3 protein-coding genes and 1 pseudogene are annotated in these 4,571 nt (G+C 71.5%); 1 reads left to right on the forward strand and 3 read right to left on the reverse strand.

Annotated features, from left to right (window positions below; translation table 11 throughout):
* Positions 1-274: pseudogene (locus tag D7V77_RS45330) on the reverse strand (hypothetical protein); the annotation flags it as partial.
* 184 nt (positions 275-458) lie between these two features.
* On the opposite strand from D7V77_RS45330, the gene D7V77_RS40405 reads away from it, so the two are divergent.
* Positions 459-1,232 (forward strand): hypothetical protein, encoded by a 774-nt coding sequence (locus tag D7V77_RS40405; protein ID WP_147452326.1) that lies wholly within the window; start codon positions 459-461, stop codon positions 1,230-1,232.
* Positions 1,233-1,244: 12 nt separating this feature from the next.
* Here the strand turns inward: D7V77_RS40405 and D7V77_RS40410 are convergent, their stop codons facing one another.
* On the reverse strand, positions 1,245-2,354 hold the full coding sequence (locus tag D7V77_RS40410) for a hypothetical protein (protein WP_120581506.1): 1,110 nt from the start codon (positions 2,352-2,354) through the stop codon (positions 1,245-1,247).
* 102 nt (positions 2,355-2,456) lie between these two features.
* A complete protein-coding gene (locus D7V77_RS40415) occupies positions 2,457-4,487 on the reverse strand; it encodes a c-type cytochrome (protein ID WP_120581507.1) in 2,031 nt (676 codons plus the stop codon).
* Positions 4,488-4,571: the final 84 nt, after the last annotated feature.

A 4,571-nucleotide genomic window follows, 5' to 3' on the forward strand; every position in this document is an offset into this window, starting at 1 on the left:
GGACAGGAGCGGGGCTGGAGGCGCCGGGGAAGGACTCCCAGCCCTCGGCTTCGGGCGGCGGCTGGACGCGGGAGGGGACTTCCTCGCCGGGAGCGGCCTGGGGACTCGCGGGTGCCGGTGGTGCGGGTGGGACTTCGGAAGCGGGCTTGCCGGGTTCGCTCCAGGACTCGTCGGGGGTCGCGCTCCGGGGAGGCGGACTGGACGTCTGGGCCCGGGCGGGAATGGCCGGCGCCAGGGCCAGGATCGACAGGCTGAGGAGACCGGAGAGGCGCATGGTGGAGGAAGGCAGGCAGCCTAGCCCACGCTCCGCCCATGAACGAGGCCGGCCTGCCCGACCTCTCCCCCGCCATCCGGTCGCGTCCGGAAAGCGGCAGCCGCGCCACAATGCTGATGACGGGGGCCGGGCACGGTCTACCATCCGCGCCGCGCGCATGGCGTCGGTGAGGAGAGCCAACGGGATGAGGGTCGGACGGGGTGCACTGCTGATGGCGCTCGCCCTGGGCGCGTGCAGCAGGCCCGGTGCGGGCACGGACGCGACGGGAGCGTCGGATGCGGGGGCCATCGGGATTCCGGGACGGCCGTCCACGCTGACGCTGCCCTCGTGCGAGGAGCTGCTTCCGGCGGACCTGCGCGACCTCACGCTGAACGGCTTCACGATGAAGGAGGAGCGCGCGTGTCCCACGTGCGGGCCCGTGTGCTCGCTGCGTTCAGCGGCGCTGGCGGGCGTGTCCGTGTCGGTGGCGTATGACTGCCAGCCGAACTACGCGAACGCGGATGTTCGCGCGCTGCTCGAGCCCACGCTGAACGTGGGCGGTGAGGAGATTCCGGCGCTGGGCAAGGCCGCCGCGCGCCGTAACCCCGTGCAGGGCATGACGCAGGTGGTGGCGTGGGATGACGACACGCCGTGCGTCGTGGTCGTGACCTGGCTGGGGGATGACCCCGACCGCGCGATGGACGTGGCCCGGCTCGCGGTGACGTCGAATCACGGCGTGAGGGATACGACGGCGGACGCGGGCTCGGAGCTTCCGGCCGACGCGGGGGACAGCCTTCTGCTGGATGAACCGCTGGAGCCGCTGGACAGCCTCACCGCGCCGCGCGCGGGTTCGAAGGACCTGCTCTCCGCTCCTCCGGGCACGGGCGCCCGGAAACCGTCGCCGGTCCCCTCCCCGCGTCCTGTCGCGCCAGTGCCCGCGAGTCCGAAGCCCGTGGTGCCCGCACCGGCTGCGCAGTAGCCCGCGGCGGAATCAGTAAGGCCACTTCGCGATGGCGTAGGCGTGAGTGGCCTTGTGATTGAGCCACACGAGCAGCAGTGCCACCGTCCAGCGCAACGCCTTGGGACGCGTGGCCAGCCAGTCGCCCGCGACGAACATGACCGGGAAGAGCACCGCGCCGAAGCGGAAGGCATTTCCCAGGTCGCCTTGAGGCAGCATCACCAGAAGTGACAGCAGGACATAAAGGCCCAGGGCCCGGTCGCGTCGCCACAACATCACCCCGAACACCAGCCACGCGGCCCCGAAGACGTTCCGCAGCACCAGCCAGCCGTTGAATCCCTTGTGCCAGGGATTGCCGAACCACAGCCCCCGGATGGCGCCCCAGACAGAGTCCACGTGATTCCACTCCCGCTGGGCCTTCAGGAACATGAAGGGGTCGCCGGAGCGGCTCCACTCGAAGACGAGCAAACCTCCGAACGCCACCAGCGCCAGACACCCCATGAAGCCGAACCGCACGAAGCGCTCGCGCCACGACGGTTCGCGCATGGCTGCCAGGAGCGCGGCGGCGATGGCCACGAAGCAGCCCTGGTTGCGCGTGAAGATGCACAGCGAAACCAGCACGGCCGAGGGCAGGAGCAGCCCACGCGAAGCACACGCCAGGGCCCCGAACGACAGGAGCAGGAAGAGCCCCTCCGTGTGGTGCGAATGGAGCGCGAAGCTGGCGGGAGCGTAGAGGAAGACGAACCACCCCCAAGGCGTCCGGGCCGTCATCCCTTCGCGCTCCGGCCCCTGCCGCGCCCAATGGGTGTTCCACGCGACGAAGCCCAGCAGGCATGCCGTGGACAGGGCCGCGCCGACGACCTGGGGCGGCAGCGTGCCCCCCAGCCCCTGCCGCACCAGCCAGACCAGGCCCGGGTACAGCGGCAGGAAGGCCCAGAGGGGCCATGAGTAACCCTCCAGGACCAGCGTGCTGTAGTGGTGCGAGTCCCAGCGATCCAACACCAGGAGCGGTGGGATGTCCCGGCGCCAGGCCGTCCACGCCCAGAGCCCGAAGTGGTGGACCAGGAGCAGCGCCACCAGGCCCCAGGGCGAAGACGCGATCTTGAGACGGAGCGAACCCGCCGACTGAGAGGTGGGACCCATGAGCGGGGGTCTCCATGCCCTCGCGGCACGGCTCAAGCAAGAACCCTGCACTGCGCGGTCATCCCCAGAGGGAATGACCGCGCCGGTGCGGTTCGCTCCCCGCTACAGCGTCTCCAGGTACGCCACCAGGTCGTCCATGTCCGCGTCGGACAGCCCCGCCGTCGTGCCGTGCAGGTTCGTCTCGCGGCCGTTCATCAGGCGGGCCTTGAGCGTGGGCGCGCTGCCGTCATGCAGGTACGGCGCGGTGCGGCCCACGCCCAGCAGCGACGGCGTGTTGAGCCCCGTCTTGATGACCGCCGCCGCGTCCTTCAGCACGCCCGAGAGCACGAACGTGCCCACGTCCACGTTGCGGTTGTCCGTGAGCGCCGCGCCCGTGTGGCACGTGTCGCACTTCGCCTGCGTGAAGAGAGCGGCGCCGCGCGTCTGGGACGCCGTCAGCGGCTCGCCGTGGAACGCGTTGTCCGGCGCGGGGATGGCGTCGATGAACGCTCCCAGCTTCGCCACCGTGTCCGCGTCCAGATCCTGGCCGCCCATGCGGTCCTTCACCGTGGCGCTCATGAAGTCCCCCAGCGCGGAGAACTCGCCGCTCCAGTGGAAGGGCGCCGTGGCCGTGGTCATGCGCCCCGCCAGGCTGGGCGTCTGGCGCGGCCCGTCCGGGAAGCCCCACACGTGGCCGTCCTCACGGCCTTCCAGGTGGCACGACGCGCAGGACACCGCCACGGACGGGCTGGTCATCCGCGCATCCACCGCGCTGAAGAACAGCCGCCGGCCCGCCGCCGCCATCGGCGACAGCGTGTCGCCCACGATGACCAGGCGCTCACCCTCCTCGCGGATGTCCCCGAACGCGTTGCCGCTGGACCCCAGCGTGCTGACCGTGTGGTCGAACGCGTTGTAGACGTACGCCTTGCGACCGTCCCGCGTGAGCGCGATGCCGTTGGGGCCCGCCCCCACGGCAATCAGCTGCCGCACCGGGCTCGTCTCGTTCACCAGGTCCGAACCGGAGCGGCGCCACGAGGGCAGGATGGCCACGTTGTTCGAGTCCTGGTTCACCAGGAACAGCCACGCGCCCGTGGGGTCCACCACCGCCGCCGCCGGCCCCTGCAGGGGCGTGTCGAACAAGGGGCTCGCGACGAGCGACGTGGGGTAGTCCGGCTTCTCCTCCGGCGGCGGCTTGCACTCGTCCAGGTCGTCCACCACCGGGCGGGGCGCTTCGTCCTCCGCGTCGAAGGTGATGAGGCCCGCGGCCACCACGCCGCCACCGGCCGACGCGCCGCAGGGCGTCCCGCCGCCGTACATCGACTCTCCCGGATTGGGTCCGCGGCCGTCCACGGGCCCGCCCAGCGGATCCTCGCGCGACCACAGCACTGGCGCGAAGAGGCGCCGGCCATCCGGAGCGCTCAACAGGTCCACCATGCCGCGCGACCGGAAGGAGCGCGGGCCCTGCTGGGGATTCATGGGCAGCGGCTCGAACTCCGAGGGGGCAGCAGGGGGCGACGGCCGGTTCGCCTTCGCGAGCAGGTCCGTGCCGCCGCGCATCACCTGGGGCTGGTTCGCGTCCGACAGGTCCACCGTCATCACGTCGCCCTGCCGGAACAGCGACACCGCCGCCTTGCGGCCGTCCTCCAGCAGCGCGATGCCTCGCGGCTCCTCGCCCAGCGGCAGCTCCCAGCGCGCCGTGAGCGTGCCCGTGTCGATGGCGGTGAGGCTGCCCCGCGCGGCGGACTCACGCATGGCGCTGTTCACCACGTACAGCGTGCTGCCATCCGGAGACAGCGCCATCCCCGTGGGCTCCACGCCCACCGGAACGCGCGCGGCCTCCACCGCGTCTCCCTTGCGGATGACGGACACGCTCCTGCCGCCCCGGTTCGTCACGTACACGGTGTCGTCCGGGCCCACCGCCACGCGCTCCGGACGCGGGCCCACCCGCACCTCGGACACCTTCTCCCGGCGTGCGGTGTCCACCACGGCGAGGATGCCGTTGTCCGCGTCCACCACGTAGAGCAGCGAGTCGTCCCGGCTGAGCGCCACGGACCCGGAGGAATTGCTCCAGGTGCCCGCGACCTCACGCTCCTTGCAACCCGACAGCACCAGCGTCGTCACCGCGCACAGCGCGGCCCATCCCTGCCGTCGCATCGGAAATGCCATCCCCTCCCGCGAAGGCTTTCGCGCGCTCCTCCGACCCCACCCTGCGCACATGCCCCACGGCCTGTTCGGGAG

Source organism: Corallococcus sp. CA041A (genome assembly GCF_003612075.1).
GTDB lineage: Bacteria > Myxococcota > Myxococcia > Myxococcales > Myxococcaceae > Corallococcus > Corallococcus exiguus.